General features: G+C 72.2%; 20 protein-coding genes and 1 pseudogene. 11 read left to right on the top strand and 10 right to left on the bottom strand.

Annotated elements, in window-relative coordinates; all coding sequences use genetic code 11:
• Positions 1–189: 189 nt before the first annotated feature.
• Positions 190–387 (bottom strand): annotated as a pseudogene (locus D2L64_RS27660) (glycoside hydrolase family 9 protein); the annotation flags it as partial.
• Positions 388–617: 230 nt separating this feature from the next.
• Between D2L64_RS27660 and D2L64_RS21735 the strand changes: the two are divergent.
• Positions 618–1,430 carry an LPXTG cell wall anchor domain-containing protein gene (locus tag D2L64_RS21735; RefSeq protein ID WP_119579065.1) on the top strand — a complete coding sequence of 271 codons (813 nt, stop codon included), beginning with the start codon at positions 618–620 and terminating at the stop codon, positions 1,428–1,430.
• A gap of 202 nt (positions 1,431–1,632) precedes the next feature.
• Here the strand turns inward: D2L64_RS21735 and D2L64_RS21730 are convergent, their stop codons facing one another.
• From D2L64_RS21730 to D2L64_RS21695, 8 genes are all read right to left on the bottom strand, one after another.
• The gene (locus D2L64_RS21730; RefSeq protein ID WP_119579064.1) at positions 1,633–2,694 is read right to left on the bottom strand and encodes a GNAT family N-acetyltransferase; all 1,062 of its coding nucleotides are present in this window, start codon (positions 2,692–2,694) and stop codon (positions 1,633–1,635) included.
• Between the two features lie 108 nt (positions 2,695–2,802).
• Positions 2,803–3,504, bottom strand: a complete 702-nt coding sequence (locus D2L64_RS21725; RefSeq protein ID WP_119579063.1) for an ACT domain-containing protein — start codon at positions 3,502–3,504, stop codon at positions 2,803–2,805.
• Between the two features lie 179 nt (positions 3,505–3,683).
• Positions 3,684–4,730, bottom strand: coding sequence for a LacI family DNA-binding transcriptional regulator (locus tag D2L64_RS21720; protein WP_119579062.1), 1,047 nt, complete (start codon positions 4,728–4,730; stop codon positions 3,684–3,686).
• A gap of 82 nt (positions 4,731–4,812) precedes the next feature.
• Positions 4,813–6,246, bottom strand: a complete 1,434-nt coding sequence (locus D2L64_RS21715) for a GH1 family beta-glucosidase (protein WP_119579061.1) — start codon at positions 6,244–6,246, stop codon at positions 4,813–4,815.
• Positions 6,243–7,085 carry a carbohydrate ABC transporter permease gene (locus D2L64_RS21710; protein WP_119579060.1) on the bottom strand — a complete coding sequence of 281 codons (843 nt, stop codon included), beginning with the start codon at positions 7,083–7,085 and terminating at the stop codon, positions 6,243–6,245. Before D2L64_RS21710 ends, D2L64_RS21715 begins: the two co-directional genes overlap by 4 nt.
• Positions 7,086–7,098: 13 nt before the next feature.
• On the bottom strand, positions 7,099–8,064 hold the full coding sequence (locus D2L64_RS21705) for a carbohydrate ABC transporter permease (protein WP_119579059.1): 966 nt from the start codon (positions 8,062–8,064) through the stop codon (positions 7,099–7,101).
• Between the two features lie 117 nt (positions 8,065–8,181).
• Positions 8,182–9,468: an ABC transporter substrate-binding protein gene (locus tag D2L64_RS21700; protein ID WP_119579058.1), complete on the bottom strand. Its 1,287-nt coding sequence runs from the start codon at positions 9,466–9,468 to the stop codon at positions 8,182–8,184.
• Between the two features lie 266 nt (positions 9,469–9,734).
• Positions 9,735–10,280: a plasmid pRiA4b ORF-3 family protein gene (locus D2L64_RS21695; RefSeq protein WP_119579057.1), complete on the bottom strand. Its 546-nt coding sequence runs from the start codon at positions 10,278–10,280 to the stop codon at positions 9,735–9,737.
• 150 nt (positions 10,281–10,430) lie between these two features.
• Between D2L64_RS21695 and D2L64_RS21690 the strand changes: the two genes are divergently transcribed.
• The 10 genes from D2L64_RS21690 to D2L64_RS21645 all read left to right on the top strand — a co-directional run bounded on the left by D2L64_RS21690 (position 10,431) and on the right by D2L64_RS21645 (position 23,585).
• The gene (locus D2L64_RS21690; protein WP_119579056.1) at positions 10,431–11,177 is read left to right on the top strand and encodes a pyrimidine reductase family protein; all 747 of its coding nucleotides are present in this window, start codon (positions 10,431–10,433) and stop codon (positions 11,175–11,177) included.
• 100 nt (positions 11,178–11,277) lie between these two features.
• Entirely contained in the window at positions 11,278–13,545 is a 2,268-nt protein-coding gene (locus tag D2L64_RS21685; RefSeq protein WP_233559082.1) for a hypothetical protein, read from the top strand.
• Positions 13,546–13,750: 205 nt separating this feature from the next.
• Positions 13,751–15,502 carry an ATP-binding protein gene (locus tag D2L64_RS21680; protein ID WP_119579054.1) on the top strand — a complete coding sequence of 584 codons (1,752 nt, stop codon included), beginning with the start codon at positions 13,751–13,753 and terminating at the stop codon, positions 15,500–15,502.
• Positions 15,503–15,581: 79 nt separating this feature from the next.
• Positions 15,582–16,730, top strand: coding sequence for an exonuclease SbcCD subunit D (locus D2L64_RS21675; RefSeq protein WP_119579053.1), 1,149 nt, complete (start codon positions 15,582–15,584; stop codon positions 16,728–16,730).
• Entirely contained in the window at positions 16,730–19,204 is a 2,475-nt protein-coding gene (locus D2L64_RS21670; RefSeq protein WP_119579052.1) for an AAA family ATPase, read from the top strand. The genes D2L64_RS21675 and D2L64_RS21670 overlap by 1 nt, the downstream gene beginning before the upstream one ends.
• Before the next feature lie 13 nt (positions 19,205–19,217).
• A complete protein-coding gene (locus tag D2L64_RS21665) occupies positions 19,218–20,171 on the top strand; it encodes a hypothetical protein (protein WP_119579051.1) in 954 nt (317 codons plus the stop codon).
• A gap of 63 nt (positions 20,172–20,234) precedes the next feature.
• A complete protein-coding gene (locus D2L64_RS21660; protein WP_119579050.1) occupies positions 20,235–21,092 on the top strand; it encodes a spermidine synthase in 858 nt (285 codons plus the stop codon).
• A gap of 83 nt (positions 21,093–21,175) precedes the next feature.
• Positions 21,176–21,868, top strand: a complete 693-nt coding sequence (locus D2L64_RS21655; RefSeq protein WP_119579049.1) for a sigma-70 family RNA polymerase sigma factor — start codon at positions 21,176–21,178, stop codon at positions 21,866–21,868.
• Positions 21,865–22,644: an anti-sigma factor family protein gene (locus D2L64_RS21650; protein ID WP_119579048.1), complete on the top strand. Its 780-nt coding sequence runs from the start codon at positions 21,865–21,867 to the stop codon at positions 22,642–22,644. The genes D2L64_RS21655 and D2L64_RS21650 overlap by 4 nt, the downstream gene beginning before the upstream one ends.
• A gap of 278 nt (positions 22,645–22,922) precedes the next feature.
• Complete coding sequence (locus D2L64_RS21645) at positions 22,923–23,585, top strand: COG4315 family predicted lipoprotein (RefSeq protein ID WP_199714709.1); 663 nt, start codon at positions 22,923–22,925, stop codon at positions 23,583–23,585.
• Between the two features lie 58 nt (positions 23,586–23,643).
• On the opposite strand, the gene D2L64_RS28330 is transcribed toward D2L64_RS21645, so the two are convergent.
• Positions 23,644–25,410 (bottom strand): stealth family protein, encoded by a 1,767-nt coding sequence (locus D2L64_RS28330; RefSeq protein WP_199714702.1) that lies wholly within the window; start codon positions 25,408–25,410, stop codon positions 23,644–23,646.
• Between the last annotated feature and the right edge of the window lie 23 nt (positions 25,411–25,433).

Genomic DNA, 25,433 nt, shown 5'->3' with positions numbered 1-25,433 from the left:
GTCGGCCCGCCGGCACAGGCGGCGCGGCCGGCGACAACCACTTCCCATGGTGGTGATTTCACACAGCAATAAATATTTCTGTGTGAAATCACGCTCACGACAGATGATGCCACCGGGCGGTCTGATGGTGGTCGGCCGCCGCCCGGCCGGTGACCGGGCGGCGGTCCGGCGTCAGGCGACGGTGCAGGTGGCGCCGTTGAGGGTGTGCCGGGTCTCGGTGGTCTCGGTGGTCTCGGTGGTCTCGGCGGGCACGGTCATGCTGTCCCACCAGGAGCCGTGCGCGGTGCGGTGGTGCGGGTTCTTCGGTGGGTTGGCGCCGAAGCCGATCACGTAGCTGGAGTTGCGCGGGTTGTCGCCGAGCGCGTAGTTGATCTGCCGGACGGCGAATGGTGATGGTCGTGGCGGCGCTGGCGGGGGTAGCGGGGGTGGCGGGGGTAGCCCAGCGCCACCCACCCCGTCGGCGTTACACCGACACGCCCGCCGACGACACCGGCCGCACTCTCCGGCCCGGCATCGAGTCCTCCCGTCCCACAGGTCAGGCCGTTCGACTGAGATCAGGACGGCGGCCGCGGGTGCGAACATGTGCCGTCACCTCGACCGATCTCGGAGGAAGACTCATGGCACAACGCCGGTGCGTGGCGCGGGCAGCTGTCTCCAGCGTCGCCGCCACCACCATCCTCGCCCTGGCCGCGCCGGCCTGGGCGAGCAGCGACATCCCGCTCCATTCGGCCCACCGGGACGCCACGGCGGCCGGATTCACCCAGCAGTGCGGCGACCAGCGGTTCACGGGCCGCCCCGCCGACCACGACGGCTGGCACTTCGTCCTGCCCGGCGGACCGTCCGCGGGTGGGTTCGAGAAGCTCACCCTCACCTTCGACGACGGGCACGGCACGGTCACCGTCACCGTGCCCGACAGTGGCGACGCCTACCCCGACGCGCTGTACGCGGCGAGCGGTCGGCTGATCCACGCCTACCTGTTCACCCCGGCGGGCTGGACACTCGTCGACGGCGGCGCCACGATCAGCGGCACGGCCGACCGGTTCAACCTGAGCCACACCTGCGCCGGCACGCCGACCCTGCAGTCGCCGTCACCGACGCCGACGGCTTCCCACTCGCCGAAACCGAGCAGCTCGCCGTCACCCTCGGCATCGCCGTCCGAGTCGCCCACGGCCTCCGAATCGCCCACGGCCTCGGAGTCCCCCGCGCCCTCCGAGTCCCCGTCGGAGTCGCCCTCGGTCTCCGAGTCACCGTCGCCCTCGGAGACTCCGGCGCCGTCGGCCACCCCGCCCGGCAACCCGGGCGGTGGCGACCTGCCGCTCACCGGCGCGGCCGTGACCAGCATCGCCCTGGCCGGCCTCGCACTGATCGGCGGCGGTGCCGCCCTGTTGGCCCTGCGTCGCCGACGCGACCGGATCACCTTCACCAGCTGACCTACCACCACCCAGAGGACGGCCGCCGGTGTCCCTCCGGCGGCCGTCCTCGCATTCCCAGACCGGCTGGCGCACCCGTCCGCCCAGAGTTCGGGCGGGTACCGACCCGGCGGTCAACAGGCGGTGGGCAGGACCCCCGCACCGGGAGTCCTGCCCACCTCACCGTCCTCCGCACCGGAGGTCGGTCGTCTCGTCCCGGCCGTCAGCCGGGGCGCTCCACCGAAGTCGCCACCTCGGCGACCAGCGGCACGGTCAACGTCAACAGTCCGGCGTCCAACTCGACGGTGGTCGGCCGGGACAGCCGACGCAGCGTACGCAGCATCGGGGTGTTGTCCGCCTCGACGTGCAGCACCATCGCCGCGTAGCCGGACGACTCGGCCTGCCGGGTCAACCGTCGCAACAGCGTCGAGCCCAGCCCACGCCGCTGCCAGTCGTCGCGGACCAGCAGCGCCAGCTCCGCCTCGTCGCCCTCGGCGAGCAGGTTCGCCATCGCCACCACCGACTCCCCCGCCCCGGCGGAGCCGGTCGTCACGGCGACCAGGGTCAGCCCCCGGGTCGGCTCCAGCAGCCGACGCAGCCGGGCGGGCGAAGGCAGCGCCGCCCCGCCCAGATAGCGGCGTTGCCGGGTACGCGCCGAGCATGCCTCGTGCAGCTCGACCACGCCTGCCAGGTCGTCGGCGACCGCCGGGCGTACGGTCAGTTCGGCGCCGTCCGGCAGGACCACGGTGACCTGCTCGACGGCCCGGCGGGCCGCGGTGGCCGCCAGTTCCAGCAGCGCCTGGGCCCGGGCGTACTCCGCCGGGGTGAAACTCGGTGCGATGCGACGCAGGGTGTACGACCCGCCGTTGGGATCGGTCAGCTGCATCGTCGTGTCGTCGATACCGGATCGGGCCGCGACCGGCGCGGGACGCCAGGTCACCTCGTCGGCGCCGAGCGCGGTCCGCAGCACCTCCCCGGCCGCGTCCGGGTCACGGACCAGCCGGGTGGCCAACCCGAGCACCCGGGTCGGCTGGTCGACCAGGCCACGCGCCTCGCTGCGCGCCACCCAGCAGTCCCGACCCCGGCCCCGCTCCACCGCGGCGACGAGGTCCGCCTCGTCGATGGTGTCCGGTGCGTCGACGAGGAAGTCGTCGACGGCACCGTGCTCGGTGGTGTGCACCTGCACGGTGAGGATGTTGACTCCGCGCAACGCGAGGCTCGCCGCGAGGACCGACAGGTAGCCCGGTCGGTCGTCCACGGTGGCCCGGATCCGCCACAGCGTCATCGTTGCCTCCCTTCCGGCCCAGCCTCTCCCCCGGCTGTTGCCGGCCGGTTGCCCCACCGTGTCGGGCCGCCACCGGCGCTGCGTTCTGCGTCACAGCTGCTCAGGGCATCACGGGTTGGCGCTGACCGCCGGCGGGCCGACCAGGTCCAGCCGGTCGCCGAGGATCACCGCGCTGGCCCGGACCAGCTGGGCCAGCCGATCCACCTCGGTGGAGTGGAACGCCGCCGGTGCGAGGGTCTCGCTGTAGTCGCGGGACACCACCAGGACCAGTCCCGCCCGACCGAACGGCGCGACCGCGAAGTGGCCGCCGTCGGGCATGGTCATCGAACGGGCGCGCAGCGGGGTCACCTCCGGCAGCAGCGGCGGCACCGGGGTGCGCCAGCTGGCGTGGCCCACGGTCGCCCCACCACCACCGACGCGGGAGGCCCAGTCGACCGGTACCACCGCCGCGACCGCCCACTCGGCGGCGAGCAGGCCGGGTACCGCGTCGACCAGGGTGGCCAGCCCGTCGGCCGGGTTGGCGGCGACCTGTGCCAGCAGTTCGGCGTCCTGACCGGTGGTGGTGGGCGCGCCGATCGCCCGCCACACCCCGTCCACCCGCACCCCGGGGATGGCAGCCAGGCCGGCCAGCAGCCGCTCCACCCGCGCGGCGCCGGGCCAGACCACGGTGAAGTCGTCGACCGCCCGGCCGCCGAGTCGTTCCAGCACGACCACCTGGACGATGTCCGCGCCGGAGACCCCGAGGGTGCGAGCCACCTGGCCGAGCGTGCCGGGACGGTCCGGCAGGGTGACCCGAACGCGCAGCAACATCTGAACCCTCCGCTCGGCGGGCCGACGACATGGCCGGCAGGCTGACCCCCAGCCTGGCAGTTGACCATTTCGTCCCTGTTGCGGCGGCATGTCCCGAGGGTCAAACTCCCCTCCCACCTGCGGTCCTGGTACGAAAACGCCCTTCCGGGGACGCGTTCGTACCCAGACCTCGGGGCGGGTCAGGCGGAGGCGCGCTCGATCAGCTGGGTGTCGAGCACGATGTGCGGCGCGGCGATCTCGTCGCCCCGGATCCGGGCGACCAGCAGCCGGGCCATCTGCCGGCCCATCTCCTCCACCGGCTGGAACACCGAGGTCAACGGTGGGTCGGCCTGCCGGGCGATGGGCGCGTCGTCGAAGCCGATGACCGCCACGTCCTGCGGCACCCGGCGACCGGCCTCCCGCAGGGTGCGCATGGCACCGAAGGCCATCAGGTCGGCGGCGACGAAGACCGCGTCCAGGTCGGGGCAGCGGTCCAGCAGCTGCCGCATGGCGGCCGCCCCGCTCTCCTCGCTGAAGTCGCCGTACGCGATCAGGTCGGGGTTGATCCCGAACCCGGCGGTGCGTACCGCGTCGCGGTAGCCGGCCAGCCGGGCCAGGCCGGCGCCCATGTCCTGCGGCCCGGCGATGGTGGCGATGCGCCGCCGCCCCCGCCCGGCGAGGTACTGCACGGCCTGCCGCGCCCCACCGGCGTTGTCCACGTCCACGAACGAGGCGGGCTGGGCGTCGGGGTGCAGCATCCGCGCCGGACGCCCGCCGAGGACCGTGGGTAGGCCGCGCTCCTCCAGCAGGGTCGGCAGCGGGTCGTCGTCGTGCAACGACAGCAGCAGTACGCCGTCGACGTGCTGGTTGGTCAGATGGTGCTCGACCCGTTCACGCTCCAGCGGTGACTGCGCCATGGCCAGCCAGAGCTGCAACGGCGTCTCCAGCAGGGCCGAGCTGATGCCCCGCACGATGGCGGCGAAGAACGGCTCGGCGAAGATCCGCTCCCCGGACTCGCTGACCACCAGGGCCACCGAGTCGGTCCGCTGGGTGACCAGCGCCCGGGCGGCCCGGTTCGGCACGTACCCCAGCTCGGCGATGGCCTGCTGGACGGCGGCCCGGGCCTCCGGACTGACCTGAGGAGAGCCGTTGACCACGCGGGAGACCGTCCCGCGGCCGACGCCGGCGCGAGCCGCGACCGCGTCTAGGGTCGGGCGCCCGAGCGACCGGGTGCGCTGCGTTGTCATCGTCTGCTCCTCCGACGTCAGGCGGCACCGGCACCTGGTTGAGCGTTGGTGCCGGGCCGCCCGTTACTGGCTGGCCGTCGCCCTATTGTGCGGCCAGACCGTTGCGTCGGATCACCTCCGCGTACCACCTGGCGCTGGACTTGGGAATGCGGGTCTGGCTGTCGTAGTCGACGTAGATCATGCCGAACCGCTTGGTGTAACCCCAGGCCCACTCGAAATTATCCATCAGCGACCAGGCGAAGTATCCCCGCAGGGGCACGCCCGCCTCGATCGCCTCGTGCGAGGCGCGCAGGTGCGCGTCGAAGTACGCCAGCCGGTCGGCGTCGTCGACCTGCCCGTCGACCACCGCGTCGACGAACGCCGACCCGTTCTCGGTCACGTAGAGCGGCAGGTCGGTGTACTCCTCGTGCACCCGGCGCAGGGTCTCCACCAGACCGGGGGCGTCGATCTCCCAGTCCATGTCGGTGACCGGTACGCCTCGGGTGACGAACCGGACATCCTCGCTGCCCGGCCAGTTCGACGGCGACCGCCAGTACCGCTCCGGCTCCTCGCCGGGGATCGGCGCGGCCACCACGTGCCGGCTGTAGTAGTTCACCCCGACCAGGTCCAGTGGGGTGGCGATGGTGGCCAGGTCGCCGTCCTGCACGTGCCCGAAGTCGGTCACCTTGACCAGGTCGGCCACCAGGTCGTCCGGGTACGCCCCGCGCAGCAGCGGGTCGAGGAAGAACCGGTTGGCCAGGCCGTCGATGCGCCGGGCGGCGTCCACGTCGGCCGGCGAGTCGCTGGCCGGGGTCACCGGATAGAGGTTGACGGTCACCCCGAGCCGCGCGTCGGGCAGCGCCGCACGCAGCGCCTGCACGGCCAGCCCGTGCCCGAGCATCAGGTGGTGCCCGGCGCGGACCGCGGCGGCCCCGTCGGTACGACCCGGGGCGTGTACCCCGGAGCCGTAGCCGAGGAAGGCCGAGCACCACGGCTCGTTGAGGGTGGTCCAGTACTTCACCCGGTCACCCAGCGCGTCGGCCATCAACTGTGCGTAGTCGGCGAACCGGGCGGCGGTGTCCCGCGCCGGCCAACCGCCGGCGTCCTCGAGTTCCTGCGGCAGATCCCAGTGGTAGAGGGTCAGCCACGGCTCGATCCCGTTGGCCAGCAGATCGTCGACCAGCCGCTGGTAGAAGTCGAGGCCTTCGGCGTTGACCGGTCCCGAACCGCCCGGCTGCACCCGCGGCCAGGAGACCGAGAACCGGTACGACTTCAACCCCAGCTCGGCCATCAACCGCACGTCGTCGGCGCGCCGGTGGTAGTGGTCGCAGGCCACGTCGCCGGTGTGCCCGGCGACGGTGCGGCCCTCGGTGTGGCTGAAGGTGTCCCAGATCGACGGGGTACGCCCACCCTCGGCCGCCGCGCCCTCGATCTGGTAGGCGGCGGTCGCCGCGCCCCAGAGGAAGCCGGGCGGGAAGGTCAACGGCGCGCGCCCGTCGAGGACGCCGACTGCGGGCGGAGTGGCGGGGTTGCTCACGACTTGACGGCACCTTCCATGATGCCGCCGATGATCTGACGGCCGAAGAGGATGAAGACCAGGATCAGTGGCAGGGTGCCGACCGCGGTGGCGGCGAAGACCTGGGAGTAGTCGGTGTAGTAGGCGTACGAGAGGAAGGAGAGCGAGACCTGCAGGGTCGGGTTCTCCGGACTGAGGATCGCGTACGGCCACAGGAACGAGTTCCACTGCTCCATGAAGGTGAGCAGACCGAGCACGGCCGCGGCGGGACGCAGCGCGGGCAGCACGATGTTCCAGTAGATCCGGAAGGTGCTGGCGCCGTCGACCCGACCGGCCTCGATCAGCTCGTCGGAGATCGCCTGCGTGGCGTACTGCCGCATCATGAACACGCCGAAGGCGGTGACCAGGAACGGCACGGTGACCGCGTAGAGGCTATCGTACCAGCCGAACGTCTGCATCATGCCCCAGAGCGGGATGATGCTCATCTGGGTCGGAATCATCATGGTGACGATGATCGACAGCAGCAGGATGTTGCGCCCCCGGAAGCGCAGCTTGGCGAAGGCGAAGCCGGCGAGCGAGCCGGTGAGCACCACCGCGATGGTGACCACCGAGGAGACGATGATCGAGTTGATCAGACCGGTAACGAAGTTGGCCGCGTCGTTGTCGAGGACCCGGCCGAAGTTGTCCCCGAAAGACTCGCCGGGGGCCATCGGGGGCGGCACGTCGTTGATCGCGTCCAGCGAGCGGGTGCTGATCACCACCATGTAGTACAGCGGGTAGATGGAGAACAGCGCTGCCAGCACGAGCGCCACGTAGGTCAGTGGACTGGTGCGCCACAGGCGCTGGGAAGCCGAGATCATTGGTGATCTCTCCTCACTTGGCCGAGCGGCGGACGAGTAGGAAGTTGACGAGCGACACCAAGATGATGATCATGAAGATGGCCCAGGCCACCGCGGCTCCGTAGCCGGCGGTGCTCAGGTTGTAGATGCCCTTTTCGAACATGTACATCGCCAGCGTCTGGAACTCCCGCTGGTTACCGCCGATGACGCTGCCGTTGGCGAAGAGCAGCGGCTCGGTGAAGAGCTGCATGCCACCGATGGTGGAGAGGATGACCACGAAGAGGAAGGTGGGCCTGAGCATCGGCAGGGTGATCCGCCAGAACTGGCGCCACTGGCTGGCCCCGTCGATCGCGGCCGCCTCGTACAGGTCCTTGGGGATGGCCTGCATGCCGGCGAGCAGGATCAGCGTGTTGTAACCGGTCCACCGCCAGTTGACCATGGTGGCGATCGCCGTCCAGGAACTCCACGTCTGGTTGCGCCAGTCGATCGGGTCCACCCCGACGGTGCTGAGCAGCCAGTTGAACAGCCCGAAGTCGCGCTGGAACAACATGCCGAAGACGATCGCGACCGCGGCCACCGAGACCACGTTCGGGACGAAGATCGCCATCCGGAAGAAGGTCTTGGCTCGCAGCATGGTGCGGTTGAGCAGGTTCGCCAGGAAGAGCGCCAGCAGCAGCTGCGGGATCGTCGACAGCGCGAAGATGCCGAAGGTGTTGACCAGCGCGTTCCAGAAGTACTCGTCGGAGATCAGCGCGGTGTAGTTGTCAAACCCGATGAACGTGTGCTCGCCGATCATGTCCCAGTCGTGCAGGGACATCCAGAAGGTACGCGTCATCGGGTACAGCTGGAACACGCCGAAGATCAGGAAGAACGGCGCGATGTAGAGGTACGGCGAGTACTTGATATCCAGGCGATTGAGCAGGCTTCCCCGCCGCCGGGGCGCTGTGTCGGGAGGCGGTGGTGCGGGCGACGGCGGCGCCGTCGTGGCCGAGAGGCTCATGACTTGTTTTCCTTTGCCGGCAAGGCCCGGGCAGCCGGCGCGCAGGGGCTACCCGGATGGGGACCGACCGGTGGCGTTCGGGCCCCGTCCCCGAACGCCACCGGTATCAGGATTCACTCAGAAGGCACCCTGCGTCACTGCGTCCTTGGTGAACTGCTCCCAGGCCTTCTCCTTGGTGGCCTGGCCACCCTCGAAGGCCCGCATGGCCGGCTCGTACGCGTTCTCCTTCACCGCCTGGTGCTTCGGTCCGAGGTGCACCGGCTGGATCTTCTCGACGACCTCGCCGAAGATCTTGCCGGTGGGCGCGTTGCTGAAGTACTCGTTGGTGTAGGTGAGGAAGTCCTCGTTCTTCAGCGCCTCCAGGTTGGTCGGCAGCGGGCCCGACTTCTTGAAGGCCGCAACCTGGCTGGTGGCGTTGGTCAGGAACTCGGCGAGCTTCGCCGCCTCCGCCGGGTACTTGCTCTGCTCCGGCACGGCCAACCACGAGCCGCCCCAGTTGCCGCCGCCACCCGGCACCGTGGCCACGTCCCACTTGCCCTTGTTCTCCTCACCCGAGTTCTCCTGGACGATGCCGAGCATCCAGGACGGGCAGAAGGTGGTCGCGAAGGTGCCCTGCTTGAAGCCACCGAACCACTCCGGCGACCAGGTGGTCGCCTTCGCGGAGATGTCCACCATCGAGGTCGCGGTGTCCCAGGCGGTCCGCACCGCAGGGCTGCTGTCCGCGATGACGTTGTTTTCCTTGTCGTAGAACAGGTCACTGCCCTGCTGGAACAGCACGCCGTTGGAGACCGCGGTGATCGAGTCGACGAAGGCCTTGCCGGTGGCCTGCTTGTACTTCTGGCCGGCCTGGTGGTAGCCGTTCCAGTCCGGCCAGAGCGCCGCCACCTCGTCCCGCTCGGTCGGCAGGCCGGCCGCCTGGAACAGGTCCTTGCGGTAGCAGACCGCGAGGCTGCCGACGTCAGTGGGCAGGCCGATCAACTTGTTGCCGTCCGTCGCCTTGCCCAACTCCCACTTCCAGGGCAGGTACTCCTTGGAGTGGTCGGCGACCAGCGGAGTGAGGTCGACCCAGTTGCCCGGGTTGGCCTTGAACTCGTTGAGGATGCCCTCCTCCAGCGCGGTCACGTCGGCCGCGCCCTTGCCGGTGGCCAGGTAGCGGACCAGCTTCGGCCGGTAATCGCCGAGCTGGGCGGTCTTGCGCAGCTCGACCTTGATGCCGGTCTGCTGCTCGTACTCCTTGACGAGGTCGTCGTAGCCGAACTCGCCGAAGGTGTCGACGACCAGCTTGGCGGGCTTCTCGCCCTCCGCCGGGCTGTCGTCGCTGCTGCAGGCCGCGAGGCCACCGACGGCGGTGATCGCCGCCAGGGCGCCCGCCGCCAGGCGGGTACGCCGCGTGGTGAGGTTCATCCTGACCCCTCTTTCAGTGGTGAGGCTGGTTTACGTGTGGTGGGGGGTGCCGCAGCGCCTGCCGGCACCGACCGGGTCGGTCGGCGCGGCGCCCGGGGGTGATGTGATCCACGCCATCCTGGGAACGCTCCCATGAGATTGCCGGGACGTGTCAGGAGTGTCAATAGGCCGTTGGGAGCGTTCCCAGATCGTTACCGCGAGACTGCTTCACACGCCTGGAAGGCGCCCGACACCCGCCGGCGGGCCGGCCGGCGACAAGGCGTTGGTCAGCAGAAGTGGCGCAGCAGGGTGGCGACCCGCCCGGCGTCGAAGGCCGCCGGATCGAAGCCGGGAGCCACCCACTCGCGCATCGCCGAGTGCTCTGGATGGTCCGCGTGGGCGAGCGCGGTGAGCACCAGCAGGTACCCCTGCGGCCCGCCGACGCCCTCCGGTGGCCCGGCCCGCTCGCCGTCCAGACAGGTGGGATAACGCTCGTCGGCGTCGGCGACGAAGACGTCCTCCACCAGCAGGTCGTGTTCCCACCAGTCGCCGAAGTCGTAGATGTAGTGGAACCGGCTCCCCTTGCCCAGCACCGCGTCCAGCCGGACGTCCAGCTCGTCCTGCACGGCCAACTCGCCGTCGGGGTCGGGCTCGCCGTACTGCACGCCGTCGATCTCGAACGAGTGCAGGCGACAGTCCCGCCAACCCATCGCGTGCTGCACCACCCGGTGCACCCGGTCCAGGGTGTAGCCGCCGGGCACGAGCACCCGGCGCCAGACCGTCGGACGGACCCCGGACAGGGAGATCCGCAACTGGAAGATCTGACGTGGCATCCTGTCCCCATCCTCCTCGGCATAGGCTGCGAGCATGATCTGCCGAGCGTGCCGGACGCGGCGGCACGACGACTGCCCGGGCCGGAACTGGTGCGACTGCCAGCACCGTACCCCCCGACCCACCCCTCCGGTCACCGGTCCGGCCAGCGAATGACCGCGCCCGCGCCGATTTCCGCCCTCTGGCCGGCCCCGTCCCCCGGACCGCTCGACGACGCCGCCCTCGTCGAGCACTACCGCCGCGCCGACGCACCGCACCTGCGGATGAACTTCGTGACCAGTGTCGACGGTGCGGTGAGTGTCGACGGGTACTCCGCCGGGCTCTCCGGGGAACCCGACAAGCGGGTCTTCGGTCTGCTGCGGATGCTCTGTGACGCGCTGCTGGTCGCCGCCGGCACCCTGCGACACGAGGGCTACCGTGCGGTTCGCCTCGACGCCCGCCGCCGCGACTGGCGACGCGCGCACGGCCTGGCCGAGTACCCGACGCTGGTGGTGGTCTCCGGCACCCTCGACCTCGACCCCACCCAGGCCGCCTTCGCCGACGCGCCCGTCCGCCCGGTGATCCTCACCCGCGACCCGACGCCCGCACCACCCGGCCTGACCGCCGTGGCCGACCTGGTGCGCTGCGGCCACGACCGGGTCGACCTGGCCGCCGGCCTCGCCGAGCTGCGCCGACGCGGCCTCGGCCAGGTGCTCTGCGAGGGCGGGCCGCAACTGTTCGGCGCGCTCACCGCCGAAGACCTGGTCGACGAGGTCTGCCTGTCGGTCGCCCCGCTGCTCGCCGGCGCCGGCCCCGGCCGGATCACCGCCGGCGACCCGGGTCCGGTACGGCGACTGCCGCTGCGCCACGTCCTGCACGCGGGCGACGGCACGCTGCTGCTCCGCTACGCCCGGCGCTGACGCCCACCCCGGCCGGGGGAAAGCGGCCGAAACGACCCGCACCGGCCCAGGTCGGCTCCCTACCGTGAACCGGGATCGGCAACGGCCGGGAGGCGGGACGTTGACGCACGAGGTGGTCGAGCTACGGGTACACGGGGTCTCGGGCACCTCCGCCGAGGCGCTGCTGGACCACCCGGTGGTGATCCGGGTCGCCGGTGACGACAACGCCGGCTTCTACCGGCCCCGGCCCGGATTCGGGATCAGCGACCGGCCGGGCGGGCTGAAGGTGGAGGCGTACCGCTGGGGTGCACTGACCGCCGGCGCCACCGTACGGACCCTGTCCCTGCTGTTCCTGCTGCCGTTCATGCTGGCCAACCTCACGGTCTGGACCCGACCGGCGACCGGCGGGTCCGGTGGCCTGATCGGCCCGCTGAGCAGGCTGCTGGCGGCCACCGTGACCGCCGCGTACGTGCTGTCCGTGGTGGGGGTGAGCATCGACCTGGTGGGCTGGCAGTGCACCCCCTACCACCCCTGCGTCCGACACCGCGGCTATCTGGGCTGGCTGGCCGACATGCCGCTCGGCCCGCGGCTGGCGATCCTCGCGCTGGTGCCGATCGGCGCGCTGCGGCTGCTCTGGTGGCTCGGTGAACGCTCCGCCCGGGCGTTCGAGGCCTTCCCGGCCGCACGCGGACAGGACCGCACCAGCGGCGGGGAGGACCGGATCGACCGGCCCGGCTTCTGGAACGACGCGCTCGTGGTGCAACGACTGCGCGCCATCCACCTCGCGATCGGCCTCGGCACGCTCACCACCCTCCTGCTCGGCGCGCAGATCCACCTTCGCCCGACGGTGGTGGGCTACGTCTTCCTCGCCCTGGCCTGGCTGCTGCTCACGGCCAGCGTGGTACTGCTCTGCCTACCGGCCCGCGCCTCGTCCGAGGGTCCCGGTCGGGGACCGGTCGACCTGCGCGGCGTCCGTCCGCTGCGGCTCGCCGCCATCGGGCTGACCCTGCTGGCCCTCGGCTACACCGCGATACCGCTGGAGCCGGAACCGCCGCAGGGACAGTTGCCCGGCTACGAGGGTGCGGTCGCCGGCCTGGTCGCGGCCCAGGCCGCCCTGCTGGTCGCGCTGGTCGTCACCACCGTCCACCAACGGCGCCGCAGCCACGAACGCCACTCGTCGTTGCTGAGCGGGTTGGCCACCCCGGTGCTCGCCGCCGCGTCGATCGCCGCCGCGTACGGCTTCTCCGCCGCCCTCGTCTACCGCGTCGCCGACTTCCTGGACCGGGGCGAGATCCCGAACCCGGCCCGGCCGAACGAGCCCGGCGCCCCACCGCTGGAACCACCGGTCTCCTACCGTTGGGCGGCCCTCGCCGGCCTGGCCGCCGTGATGGTGGTCGCCGCGGTCGCGATCTGGCGGATCCTGGCCAGCCGGCGACGCCGTCGCCGGCTCGCCGAGCGGATCGTCCGGCGGGACTTCCCGGACCCGCCACCGGAGGCGGTGCCCCGGCGCAGCACCGTCCGCGAGGTCGTCGCCCGGGCCGCGGTCGTCGAGCAACTGCGACCGGTCTTCGTCGTGTTTCTGGTGCTGTCGCTGATCGGGGTGGCGACGGTCGCGCTGGACCTGGTCGGCATCGGGCCGTCGGACCTGAGTCGGCGGCTGGCCCGGACCGACGGCACGGCGACCACCAACCTGGCGTACGCCACCGACATCGGGATCTACGTGATCGGGCTGGTCGCGGCCGGGATCCTGGTGATCGGGCTGCTGTCCTACCGGTCCGAGGGCACCCGGCGCACGGTCGCGGTGATCTGGGATCTGGGCACCTTCTGGCCGCGTACGGTGCACCCGTTCGCGCCCCCCTGTTACGCCGAACGGGCGGTGCCGGAGCTGGCCAAGCGGGTCACCGCGCTGGCCGACCAGGGCGGGGTGATCCTCTCCGGGCACTCGCACGGCTCGGTGCTGGCCGCCGCCACCCTGCTCCAACTCCCGCCCGAGGTGGTGCCCCGGGTGGCGCTGCTGACCCACGGCAGCCCGCTGCACCGGCTCTACGCCCGGCTCTGCCCGGCCTTCCTCGGCGACCGGGTGCTCTGCGAGGTCGGCGACCGGGTCGGCTGGCGGTGGGTGAACCTGTGGCGGGACACCGACCCGATCGGCGGTCCGGTCTTCTCCGCGCACCGGCCCGGTCAGCAGCCCGAGGTCACCGGGCCAGCCGGCAGCGTCGACCGACGGCTGCGCGATCCGCAGGCCGTCACCGTGTCGACGGACGACACCGTGCCCCCGCCGATCAACCAGCACTGGCCGTACCACACCGACCCGGGCTACGAGGCGGCCGTGCGGGAGTTGGCCGGCCGGCTCAGCCCGGACCTGCGCCGGCCGGAGCCCGGCCGATAAAGCCCGGCGAACCGACTCGCGACGGCGCCGTCGCGGCTCGGGACCGGCGCCGCCACCGGCACGATCCGTGGACATGGCGTGGCGGTACGTGGTCGGCGCGCAGCCGGGACGTGGTCTCCGCCGCGTCGCGTGGCGACCTGTCGTACTCCTCGGGCAGGATGCAGGGCGTGCGGACCGCGATGGCCAGCCGAGGAGGAGCCGCCCGATGACCGAACAGGGGTTCGACGTCCCGGGCGAGGGTGTCGGCCGGGTGCTCGGCACCGCCGACGCCACCCCGCTGCAGTTCTGGACGGCGGTGGCCCCCGGCAGCTACCTGCAACTCGACGACGTGGTGGTGACCCGACGGGAGCTGCCCGACCGGGAGCCGGTGACCATCGCCGGGGTGGTCACCCAGGTCCGGGCGCGCCACGAGGGCGCCCAGTTCGACTCCGACGTGTTCGCCATCGCCGACGGCACGCTGCCGGCCCAGGTGCAGGAGGCCGCGGAGATCACCACCACCCGGGTCGACCCGGAGTTCTACGTGCCGCCGCAGCCCGGCGCGGTGGTGCACCGGGCCGAGGGCGACGCCCGGGCCCGGGCGTTGCACTTCGACCGGATGGAGCGCCGCATCCCGATGGGCACCGGCCGCGACGGGGTGCCGGTCTACCTCAACGCCGACTTCCTCGACGGCACCCGGGGTGCACACGTGTCGATCTCCGGGATCTCCGGGGTGGCCACCAAGACCAGCTTCGCCACCTTCCTGCTCTACTCGGTGTTCCGCTCCGGCCAGCTCGGCGGCGACGCGGTCAACGCCAAGGCGCTGATCTTCAACGTGAAGGGCGAGGACCTGCTCTTCCTCGACCATCCGAACACCCGGCTGGACGACGCCACCCGGGCCGCGTACGCCCGGCTCGGTCTGGTGGCCGACGCCTTCCCCGACGTCCGGGTCTACGCCCCGCCCCGGGTCGGCGACTCCTCCGGCACACCGGACGTGAGCAGCCGGCTGACCGGGGTGGACAGCTTCTACTGGACGCTGTCGGAGTTCTGCGCCGACCGGCTCCTGCCGTACGTATTCGCCGACGCCGACGACGAGCGCCAGCAGTACACGATGGTGGTCCACTCGGTCGCCGCCCACCTGGCCCGGTACGCCCAACCCGCCGACGGTGGGGTCAGCGTCGACGGGGTGCGCCTGGGCAGCTACGGCGACCTGGTCGACCACATCGTCGAGCAGCTCAGCGACGACGAGACGCGCGGCGACTGGGCCGGCAGCGCGGTCGGTCTGGGCACCGTCAACGCCTTCGCCCGGCGGCTGATCGGCAGCAAGAAGGACCTGGCCCGGCTGATCCGCGGTGACCTTGCCACCCGCCGCCCGCACTCGATCAACACCGCCGAGAGCGCCCAGGTCACCGTCGTCGACCTGCACAACCTGCCGGACCGCGCGCAGCGGTTCGTGGTCGGTGTGACGCTCAAGAGCGAGTTCGAGCGCAAGGAGAAGGCCGGCACCGCCAAGCCGCTGCTGTTCGTGGTGCTCGACGAGCTGAACAAGTACGCCCCCCGGGAGGGCTCCTCCCCCATCAAGGAGGTGCTGCTCGACATCGCCGAGCGGGGCCGTTCGCTCGGCGTCATCCTGGTCGGCGCGCAGCAGACCGCCAGCGAGGTGGAGCGGCGCATCGTCACCAACTCGGCGGTCCGGGTGGTCGGCCGACTCGACCCGGCCGAGGCGTCCCGCCCCGAGTACGGTTTCCTTCCGCCGGCGCAACGGCAGCGGGCGCTGCTGGCCAAGCCCGGCACGATGTTCGTCAACCAGCCCGACATCCCGGTGCCGCTCTGCCTGGAGTTCCCCTTTCCGGCCTGGGCGACCCGGGTCTCCGAGGCCGGTGCGGCCCCGTCGCAGACACTGCGGTCGATCACCCAGTCCGCCGACCCGTTCGCGGTGGTGGGCTCCGGCGGCGGCGCCGACGACGACATCCCGTTCTAGGCAGCGACGAGGGCTGACCAGTGAGCGCGAGGAGTGCAGCGAAGCGGAGCCCCGCAGTCGCGAACGAAAGGCAGGCACTGTGAAGATCCTGCACACCTCCGACTGGCACGTGGGCAAGGTCCTCAAGGGACAGTCGCGGGCCGAGGAGCACAAGCAGGTGCTGGCCGAGGTGATCGACATCGCCCGGCAGGAGCGGCCGGATCTGGTCGTCATCGCGGGCGACCTCTACGACACCGCCGCACCCACGGCGGAGGCGACCCGGCTGGTCACCCGGGCGTTGACCGCGTTGCGGCGTACCGGCGCGGACGTGGTGGCCGTCGGCGGCAACCACGACAACGGCGCGGCGCTGGACGCGCTGCGGCCGTGGGCCGACGCCGCCGGGATCACGCTGCGCGGCGCGGTCCGGGAGGATCCGGCCGAGCACGTCATCGACGGCGTCACGGCCGGCGGGGAACGCTGGCGGCTGGCCGCGCTGCCGTTCCTGTCCCAGCGGTACGCGATCCGCGCGGTGGAGATGTACGAGTTGACCGCCGCGGAGAGCACCCAGACCTACGCCGATCACCTGGGCCGGATTCTGGCCCGGTTGACCGACGGGTTCGCCGAACCCGACCGGGTGCACCTGGTCACCGCCCACCTGACCGTGGTCGGCGCGGCCACCGGCGGCGGCGAGCGGGACGCGCACACGATCATGGGTTACGCGGTGCCCGCCACGGTCTTCCCCGGCACCGCGCACTACGTCGCGCTGGGTCACCTGCACCGGGCGCAGCGGGTGCAGGGGCCGTGCCCGATCCGCTACAGCGGTGCCCCGCTCGCGGTGGACTTCGGCGAGCAGGAGAACGTCCCGTCGGTGACCGTCGTCGAGGTCGGTGCGCGTACCGCGGCGCAGGTCCGCGAGGTGCCGGTGGCCGCCGCGGCGGCCCTGCGCACGGTACGCGGCACGCTGGCCCAACTCGCCGAGATCACCCCACCGGAGGGCTGGCTGCGGGTGTACGTCCGCGAACAGCCCCGCGCCGGGCTGCGCGAGGAGGTACAGGAGCTGCTGCCCCGGGCGCTGGAGATCCGCATCGACCCGGAACTGGTGCCCGCGCCCGGCAGCGGCACCCGCGTCGCCCAGCGCTCCGGCCGCTCGCCGCGCCAGCTCTTCGCCGACTACCTGGACAGCCGGGGGCACGCCGACGACGAGGTCCGGCACCTCTTCGACGAGCTGCTCGAGGAGGTCGAACACTGATGCGGCCGATGCGTCTGGACCTGGCCGGCTTCACGGTGTTCCGCGAAGAGACCACCATCGACTTCACCGACGCCGACTTCTTCGCCCTGGTCGGGCCCACCGGGTCCGGCAAGTCCACGGTGCTCGACGCGATCTGCTTCGCCCTCTACGGCACGGTGCCGCGGTGGGGTGGCACCCGCGGGCTGGGCAACGCGCTGGCGCCGTCGGCGACGGAGGCACGGGTTCGCCTGGTCTTCGAGTCCGGTGGCGCCCGCTACGTGGCCACCCGGGTGGTGCGCCGCGACGGCCGCGGCAACGTGAAGACCGCGGGCGCCGGATTGCAGCTGATGCCGGACGGCTTCGACGCCGGCAAGCTGGACACCGGGCTCAGCCCGGAGGACCTCGGCGAGGTCGTCGCCGGCACCCCGGCCGAGATGGACGCCGCGGTGCTGGAGGCGGTCGGCCTGCCGTACGAGCAGTTCACCAGCTGCGTGGTGCTGCCACAGGGACAGTTCGCCGACTTCCTGCACGCCCGGCCCGCCACCCGGCAGCAGATCCTGGTCAACCTGCTCGGCCTGGGTGTCTACGAGCAGGTGCAGCAACGGGCCACCACCCGGGCCGGGCAGGCCGAGGCGAAGCTGGAGGCGGTCGACCAGTTGCTCGCCGGGCTCGCCGACGTCGACGACGCCACCCTCGACCTGGCCATCGGCCAGGTCGAGCGGATGACCGAGCTGGCCGAGGCGGTGACTGCGGCCGTACCGGAGCTGGAGGCGGCGCGGGCGACGGCGCGGGAGGTGACCGCCGCCCTGACCGCCCTCGACGCCGAACTGGCCGTGCTGGACGCGGTCCGGGCGCCGGACGCCACGGCCGAGCTGACCCGGGCGGTGGCCTCCGCTCGGACGGCGGCCGACGCGACGGTCGACGCGGTCTCGCTGGCCGAGGAGCGCGAGGAGAAGCTGCGCGGCGAACTGACCGCCCTCGGCGACGAGAGCGCCCTTCGGCTCCAGTTGCGGGCCTACGGCGACCGGGAGCAGCTGGCCGGTCAGGCCGACGAGCTGCGTGCCGCGGTGCAGGCGGCCGGTGCTCACCATGACGCGGCGGTGGCGGCCCTGGCGCAGGCGACCGCGGCGGCCGAGCGGGCCGATGCGGAGCTGGCGGTGGCCTTCCAGGCCCACGAGGAGGCGAAGACCGCCGACCAGGCGGCGGCGTTGCGGGCGCACCTGACCGACGGGGCCTCCTGTCCGGTGTGCGAGCAGGTGGTGGTTCGGGTGCCGGCGGTGCCGGCCGGCTCGGCGGTGGCCCGCGCGGTGGCTGCCGGGAAGTCGGCGCGGGCGGCCAGCGAGGCCGCGAAGCGGCTGGTGGCCGAGCGCGACGCGGCGGCGCGGGAACTGGACCGGATCCTGGTGCGGGCCCGCGCCGAACACGACGGCCTGCGGACCCGGCTGGCCGCACTGGACGAACTCCTCGCCGACGCGGCCAGCGTGCAGACGCTGCGCGAACGGCTTGACGAACACACCCGGCTCCGGGCGGCGCTGGATGCCGCGGCCACGGCGGTGCGGGCCGGTCGGGACGCCGCGCGCCGGGCCCGGGGCACCGTGGACGCGGCGCAGGAGCGGCTGCGTACCGCGTGGCGGCACTTCGACGGCACCCGCGACGGATTGGCCCGGTTCGGTCCGCCGGCCGCCGACCGGGACGACCTGGCCGCCGCCTGGACCGCCCTGTCCGAGTGGGCGCAGGAGCAGGCACGGCAGCGCCGGTCGCGGCGGACCACCCTGGCGACGTCGGCATCCGACGCGCAGGCGGCGACGCGCGCGGTGGCCGCCCGCATCGACGGCCTCTTCGCCGACGCGGGGCTGCCCGCTCCCGACGATCCGGTACGTGCCGCGACAGTCGCGGTGGAGCGGGCCGAGGCCGAGCTGCGGCGGCTCGTCGAGCGCCGTGAGCAGGCCGCCGGGCTGCGCGAGCAGCGGGCCGAGCACGAGCGGCAGGCCCAGGTGGCCCGGGCGTTGGCCGGGCACCTGCGGGCCAACAACTTCGAGCGGTGGTTGCTGGCCGAGGCGCTGGACCTGCTGGTCGACGGCGCCTCGCGGATCCTGCGGGAACTCTCCGGCGGCCAGTACGACCTGGTGCACGACAAGGGTGAGTTCTTCGTCGTCGACCACCACGACGCGGGCCTGCGTCGGGGCGTCCGGACCCTGTCCGGCGGTGAGACCTTCCAGGCGTCGTTGGCCCTGGCCCTGGCCCTGTCCGAGCAGTTGGCGGGGATGTCGACCACCGCGGCCAGCCTGGAATCGATCGTGCTGGACGAGGGTTTCGGCACGCTGGACGCGGCCACGCTGGACACGGTCGCCGCCACCTTGGAGAACTTGGCCGCCCGGGGCGACCGGATGGTCGGCGTGGTCACCCACGTGCCGGCGCTGGCCGAACGCATCCCGGTACGGTTCGAGGTGCGCAAGGACGCCCGGTCGGCCCGCGTCGAGCGGACCGGCCGGTGAGGGGGCCGCAGCGGTGAGCCGGTTCTTCGTCGACACCTGGGATCCGGCCTACGGAGCCTCGTTCGAGGCGTCGGCCGCCGGCCCCGCCACGCCGAGCAGCGCCCAGGTCGACGCCGACGTCGAGTTGCCCGCGGTGGACTGGCGGGCGATCGGCCCGCGACCCGGCGTACGGGCCCCGGCGGTGGTGCTGCTCGTCGACGGGGTACGCCGGATCGACGCCAGCGTCTGGACGGCCGAGGAGGACGGCACCTCCTTCCCCGGCCTGGCCGCCTCGTACGCGGCCGGGGTGGTGCGTTGTGACCTGGAGCGCGGGGCCGCGCAGTTGGCCGGCGCCAAGGTGGGCCGGGGACTGTTCACCGCCAGCCCGTCGGCGGCCGAGGTGGTGGCCGGCAACATCCGGTACCCGGTGCACCGGGTCGGCGGCAGCGGCGAGTTGGCCAAGCTGCCGGCGGCGGTGCAGGGCCCGCTGACCGCCCTGGAGGTGGCGGTCTCCGACGCCGCCCGCGGCGACGACGACCTGCTGGTGGTGGACGGGCCGCTGCGCAACCGGCGGCAGTTGCCGCGCACCCTCGGCTACATCAAGACCCAGCACAGCCAGTACCTGGACGCCCGGCTCACCGCAGTGGTCACCGGCCTGGCGCCGGGACACCGGTCGCCGGTGTTCCGCCTCGGCACCGCCTGGGGCGGCTGGTCGTGGTATCTGCGGCTGCCGGTGGCGGCGGGAGCGCCGTGGGCCGGGATCGTCCGGATCGAGTGCTCGGCGGAGTTGGAGATCGCCGAGGCGGTACGGCTGGCCGACCTGTCCCTGGTCACCCTGCCCCGGTTCGCCTCCACGCCGTACAAGGATCCCCGGGCACCGCAGAACCTGGTGCCGATCGCCGGGCTGGAACGCCTGCTGCGCTCCCGGCTGGGCGACGCCCGGCTGCTGCACCGCGCATTGACCGCCGCCGCGCGGACCGCCCGCTGATGGGCCGCGCCGCCGCTGGGAGCGCCCGCTGATGGGCCGCACCGCCGCTGGGAGCGCCCGCTGATGGGCCGCCGCCGCGACACCGACCGGATCACCGAGCAGGTCGACACGGGGCTCGCCGAGTTGGCGCCGGATCCGGACCGGCCCGGGTCGTGGACGTTGTCGCTGGACGGCGCGCCACAGTCGCATGTGGACCTCACCGACCCGACCCACCTGGAGTTCGAGTATGTCCGCCGGCTGGCCGCCGCGCTCGACCTGATCGCACCCGCCGGCACCCCACTGCGGGTGCTGCACCTGGGTGGCGGCGCGCTGACCCTGCCCCGCTACCTCGCCGCCACCCGTCCCGGTTCCATCCAGCGGGTGGTCGAGGTGGACGCCGCCCTCGTCGACCTCGTCCGTCGGGCGTTGCCGTGGCGGGCCGACGCCCGCCTCAAGGTGCGGGTGGGTGACGCCCGTGCGGTGTTGGCCGCGACCCGGGACGCCGGCTACGACGTGGTGGTCTCCGATGTGTTCGCCGGTGCCCGCACGCCGGCCCGACTGACCTCCGTGGAGTACGCCGTCGAGGCGGCCCGGGTGCTGCGCCCCGGCGGCTGGTACCTGGCCAACCTCGCCGACGGTCCACCGCTGCGCTACGCCCGGGCCCAGGTCGCCACCGTCCGCACCGTACTGCCCCGCGCCTGCCTGGTCGCCGACGCCGCCGTGCTGCGCGGACGCCGCTACGGCAACCTGGTGCTGGTGGCGGGCCGGCAGGAACCGCCCGTGGCGGCGCTGACCCGCCGGGCCGCCGGCGACTGGTTCCCCGGGCGGGTGCTCGCCGACACGGACCTCGACCGCTTCGTCGGCGGCGCCACGGCGGTGCACGACAGCGACGCCACCGACTCCACACCGCCGCCGCCGGGGATTTTTTCCGTCCGCCGTTGATCCGTTCGGCGGGGCCCTGCGTACTACTCGGCAGCCATGCCCGTGGGGGGACGGCTTCTGTCCATGGACATCCGGAGGTCTGCATGCATGCACTGGCGGTCGGTTGGCAAGGCGACCGGGTGCGGGTGGACTGGATGTCCGCCCGATCCCAGTCGCGGCCGACCACGTCCGACCGTGGGGTCGACTCCCGCGCGACGTCTCGCCAGAATAGCCCGGTGACGCCGCGACCCGCCCCTGGCCGCCACCAGGCCACGACGACCGAGGCCGCCCACTCCGACCAGTTGATCCGCACGCTGTACGCCGAGCACGCCGGCCCGCTGCTGATGTTCGTCATGCGGTTGACCGGTGGTGACCGGCAGCGGGCGGAGGACATCGTCCAGGAGACGCTGCTTCGGGCCTGGCGCAACGCGCACCGGCTGGGCACGCAGGGACAGGGGTCGCTTCGGCCGTGGCTGGTGACGGTGGCCCGCCGGATCGCCATCGACGAGCACCGCAGCGAACAGGCCCGCCCGGCCGAGACGTACGACCGGGATCTGACGGCCTTCGCCGAGTCGGACAGCACCGACCGGGTGCTGCGCTCGATGACGGTGGCCGACGCACTGCGTACCTTGAGTCAATCGCACCGGGAGATCCTGGTGGCGACGTACTTCCGGGGCCGGACGGTGCCCGAGGCGGCCGAGGAACTCGGACTGCCGCTGGGCACCGCGAAGTCGCGGGTCTACTACGCGCTGCGCGCGCTGCGCACAGCTCTGCAGGAACGGGGGGTGACGGAATGAGTCGGGTTGACCACATGGACGTCGCCGCGTACGCCCTCGGCGTGCTGGACGCCCAGGACATGGAGCGGTTCGAGGAACACCTCGCCTCCTGCTGGGCGTGCGCCGCCGAGTTGGAGACGATGGTGCCGGTGGTCGGGCTGCTCTCCGACATCGACGCGGAGTCGGTGACGGCGCTGGAGCAGACCCACTCGAATCCGATCCTGCTGGACCGCACCCTGGTGGCGATGCGTACGCACCGCCGCAGGGCACGGTTCCGGCAGATCCTGGCGACCGCGGCCGCCGTGGTGGTCTTCGGCGGGGTCACCGGGGTGGTGTTCAGTAACCTGGCCGACGGTGGCACCGCGCCACCGCCGGTCGCCGGGCCCACCCTCGGCACGCTGGAGCCACCGAACAGCCGCCCGGGCAACCCCGGTGACCCGGGGCAGGGCGGTACCGAGCAGGAGGGCAAGCAGGTCAACGCCACCGACCCGGAGACCGGGGTGCAGGCGACCTTCTTCCTGGACTCGAAGGACTTCGGCACGAACGTGGCCTTCACCCTGGCCAAGCTGCCCGGCCCCCGCGAGTGCCGGCTGGTGGTGGTCCGCAAGGACGCCAGCACGGAGATCATCTCCAGCTGGGCGGTGCCGCCGGACGGTTACGGCACGATCAGCAATCCGCAGCGCCTGGCCCTGTCCGCCGCGACGTCGTCCAAGTTGGACGATGTGAAGCACTTCCAGGTGGAGCAGGTCGACAGCAAGGGTGTCGGTACGCCGCTGGTGACGGTGCCCGCCAACTGACCGCCGACGTACCTCAGCACCTCGAAGGCCCGCCTCGATCCGAGGCGGGCCTTCGACGTCGGCGTCGTTTCCGGGCGGTGCGGGCGAGTCCCGGCCCGGCCGACGGTGACGGTGACGTACGGCCGGCGTACGGCCGGCGTACGGCCCACACGAACGGTCGCGGGGTCCGGTTCAATCGACGAGTTGTGAAATGAGCCACCGTTTCGACTTCAACCTTGACAGCCCCAACCCCGTACTTCTCGGTGACTTGTCAAGTATGAGGAGGGCACGTGGCAGAGATGAAGCGGACCGTCGTTGTCGCGGTGAGCGCCATGGTCGCACTGACGGCCTGCGCGCCCGCCGGTTACAACGCAGCGGACCCCGGCGCGGCAGAGCCGGTCGCTGTCGCCGCGGCCGACCCCACGGCGACCGCGGATCCCGAGGCCAGCGCTGAGCCGGGCGCGTCGGCGTCACCGGGTGCCGAAGCCGAGAACGACGCCCCGCTGCCCGACGGGGTCGACCTGACCGAGAGCCTCACCGGCAAGAAGTTCCCCCGGATGGGCAGCGCGGTGGTCAACCAGGACGGTTTCCTGCTGTACCGCTTCGACCGGGACAGCAACGACCCGCCGGCCACCAACTGCGAGGACCAGTGCGCCGAGGTGTGGCCGCCGGCCCTGACCGACGGCAACCCGAAACTCAAGGGCGTCTCCGACGACGCGGTCGGCACCGTCACCCGACCCGACGGCACCCGGCAGATCACGCTGGACGGCTGGCCGCTCTACACCTACATCGGCGACAAGAAGCCCGGCCAGTGGAAGGGCCAGGGCGTCGGCGGTACCTGGTTCGTGGTCAACCCGGACGGCAGCAAGAACCTGGAGTGCCTGCCCAAGGGCACCCCGAAGGCGGTAGCCCCGCCGTCGAAGACCAAGTCGGACAGCTCGGACTCCGACTACGACTACTGACCCACCGTCAGCCGGATGGCCGGTCGCACCCGTGAGGGCGCGGCCGGCCACCGTCGTGTCAGACCTTCTCCCACGGACTGGGCACCGGGAAGTAGGTGTCCAGGAAGGGCGTGACGATCCTAAGCTGAGCGGCCAGGTCCTCCTCCGTGGAGAACGCGTCGTTCAGGCAGAAGACGTGCCGGTCCCGCCGGGCCAGCAGATGGGCGAGCCGGGCGGGGGTGTCGGGATGGGACAACTCGGCGATGGCGTACCGCAGTTCCCCCGGCACCGCCCGCCCGCTGTGGAACGCATAGTAGTGGTGCAACGACGACGCGATCGAGATGTCCGTCATGGCGCGGAAGCGACTGCCCGCGGTCTGCTGGTGCCGGGCGGCGAAGGTCTCCTCGATCTCGTACAGCACGCTGCGCCGCAGCGCGTGCGGCATGTGCTTCATCTTCTGCGTCAGCACGGTGCCGAAGCGCTCGGCGATCAGGGCCCGGTTGTTCTTGCCCGCCGCCGAGGAGGGGATGTCCTCGGCGGTCGCCGCGCCGGGCGGCACCAGGGCCGGCGACGGGAAGAACTTGGCGATCCCGTTGGCCAGGAAGAAGTCCCAGGGCAGCACCTCGGTGCCGAGGAAGACGTCGTCGTTGAAGTAGAGGAACTGCTCGGAGAGCCCGTCGATGTGGTGCAGCTGGCTCTCGATGGCGTGCGAGTTGTACGTGGGCAGCACCGCCGGGTCCGCGAAGATCTCCCGGTGGCTCACCACCTGGATGCCCGGCGCCGACCGGTCCAGCCACGACGGCACCTGGTCGTCGGTCACCAGGTAGACGTGGCGCACCCAGGGTGCGAAGAGGTGCAGCGACCGTAGCGAGTAGCGCAGCTCGTCGCGGCTGAGGAACCGTGCCGCATTCGCTGCCTCGCTGTGGTACGGCACGCCGGTCACCGCGGCCCGCCGACGGAGCCAGGCGGGGTCGGTACCGTCGACCCAGGTGTAGACCACGTCGACCGGGAACCCAACGTCGACCGGGCGCGGCGCCGCGAACTCCGGCCTGGTCCGGACCGTCGTGTTGGCGGTCACCGGCGCCAGCGCGGTGAACAGTGACTCGGCGGCCTCCACCGGCGGGGCAGCCGCGTCCACCTGCTCCGCCACCGGATTCGGTCGGGGCGCCACCAGTGCCGCCCCCTGCCGCTGCCAGAACTCCACCTCACAGCCGTACGCCTGGCCCAGCACCAGCCGGTGGCGCGGGTCCGTCCGGTACCAGGTCAGCCGCAGCACCCCGGCGTCGGCCAGCCGCTTCCACGACTTCGACTCGAATCCCGCACCCGGCGGCTGCTCCCCCGGTCGTACCTCGGTGACATAGCCGGGCACGCGTGCGCAGGCGGTCGCCAGCGCGGCGTACACCCGATCACGGTCCACGGCGTCCACCGCCACCACAGACGTGCGGTGGGAGGCGCCCCGGACCTGGAAGTACGCCACGCCGGCCGCGTCGAGTGCCGCCGTCACCGCCGCCAGGTTCGCCGTCCGCACCCGCAGGGGCGTGACGTTCGGGTCGACCAGGGCGATCCGGGGCGCCTGGTCGGCGACCACCACCGCCCGGTCGTCGCCGGCCAGCAGCTCGGGCTGCCGCCGGGCCAGCCGTTCGCCGCGACGGGCGGCCAGTTGGGTGTCCTGGGCGGCCCGGGCGACCCACTGCTTGAGCTGATACCGGGTACGCGGACTGATCTTCTTCGCGATGGCGCGCCGGGTCTGCGGGCTCAGTACCCGCCGATAGACGTCCACCAGCCCGGACGGCTCGGCCACCGCCTTGGGGATCTCTTCCGACTGGACTCGCCCGGACTCGGTCACGAACCGCGCTCCTCTGTGGTGTG

The organism is Micromonospora radicis (genome assembly GCF_003583405.1).
Classification (GTDB): domain Bacteria; phylum Actinomycetota; class Actinomycetes; order Mycobacteriales; family Micromonosporaceae; genus Micromonospora; species Micromonospora radicis.
Note: the sequence above shows the minus strand (reverse complement) of the source record. Positions and strands in the feature narration are given on the sequence as shown.